Source organism: Moorena sp. SIO3I8 (assembly GCF_010692325.1).
Classification (GTDB): Bacteria; Cyanobacteriota; Cyanobacteriia; order Cyanobacteriales; family Coleofasciculaceae; genus Moorena.
Genome location: NZ_JAAHHW010000384.1, coordinates 1 through 1,413 on the forward strand (window position 1 = coordinate 1; position 1,413 = coordinate 1,413).

A 1,413-nucleotide genomic window follows, 5' to 3' on the forward strand; every position below is an offset into this window, starting at 1 on the left:
TGAATGCAGACTGTTCTTTGGACTCCTCCGGAGGATCTACCAGAAAACTGCTGGACACCTTCAGTACCAGATTTATATCGCTACTCTTTAAGTCAGAACTGTGTGGATGTCGCCTTGGCAGGTTTGACTTCTCGTGAAGAAGTTGATGCAGCAATCAAAGGCATTCAAAAAGGCAAACTAACCCAAGCTGAACTAGACTATCTCAATCTCTATGGCGATTTACATCGCAACCGCATCAATATCGAAGAAATTCCACCTGAACGCTTGATTTACCAACCTGAACCTGTTGTTATTCATAGATGAGAGGTAAGCTATCAGCTATCAGCCATCAGCTATCAGCTTATGCGTTATGTCACAGCGTCGAAGCCTGTGCCACGCTAATTGAGGTGCTATCAGCCAACGGCCAAGAGCTTTTCCCCAAACTTTAAATTTGATAAAATCTCGAACTATTAAATTATACCTTTTGAGGTTTATTTTAAGCTGACGGCTGACAGCTGACGGCTGAGTGCTTACAGAATTTATACTGTTAAACTACACCATTGATTAATCACAAAAAACCATGACACAAACGACAGAAACCTTAGAAAAACCGCTACTACTAGAAACTTCCCCAGTAACGGATGCAGATATTATTGGTTACCTGCGCCGTTCCAGGAAATTTGCTGAAATTGCTACCTTAGCTGAACAAGATGCTTTGATTTTGGATCTGTGTGAGGAATTTAGTATTACAGTTTCCGATCAGGAATGGCAAGCAGCTGGAGATGCTTTTCGTGTAGAGCACAAGTTGCTAGGGGTTACTGAAACCAATACTTGGTTTTCTCAGCAGAAGATTACTGTAGAAGAGTGGTCTGAAGGCATTAAAGTCGAGCTATTGACGAAGAAATTAAAAGAGCATCTGTTTGGAGGAGCTGTCGATGGTGATTATATTAGCAATCGCGAAAACTATAGACGAGTAGCCCTTTCTCAAATTCTTGTGCTTGACCTAGCCCAGGCTTTGAAAATAGTTAAAGCACTCCGCTATGACAACGCTTCTTTCTGTGCTTTAGCACTGGAACACTCGAAGGGGAAACAGTCCCAAGAAAATGGCGGTTTTGTCGGGATTTGCTTTCTAGCAGAACTTTCCCAAGACATTGCCAAAGGGATTTATGAAGCTAAAGAAGGTGACGTAATCGGACCGATTCAAACTAAACTTGGCTATCACATTCTCCGAGTTGAGAAGTGGTTTCCAACGGAACTAAGTGAATCCGTTAGAGAGGCAATTTTAGAATCCCTATTTCAGGATTGGTTACAGGATCAAAGCCAGAATGATTCTGTAGAAAATTCGTAAGCAGTCAGCTATCAGCTATCAGCTATTAGCTGATAGCTGGCTACTTACAAAGGAAGCACATGAATCCTGGCAATTAAGGAGTAGCT

At 42.0% G+C, this 1,413-nt stretch carries 2 protein-coding genes; both read left to right on the forward strand.

Annotation, left to right across the window (positions count from 1 at the left end; translation table 11 throughout):
• The first annotated feature begins 3 nt into the window (after nt 1–3).
• Nucleotides 4–303 carry a hypothetical protein gene (locus tag F6K51_RS37190; RefSeq protein WP_293031174.1) on the forward strand — a complete coding sequence of 100 codons (300 nt, stop codon included), beginning with the start codon at nt 4–6 and terminating at the stop codon, nt 301–303.
• A 256-nt stretch (nt 304–559) separates the two neighbouring features.
• A complete protein-coding gene (locus tag F6K51_RS37195; RefSeq protein ID WP_293031177.1) occupies nt 560–1,327 on the forward strand; it encodes a peptidylprolyl isomerase in 768 nt (255 codons plus the stop codon).
• Nucleotides 1,328–1,413 lie beyond the last annotated feature (86 nt).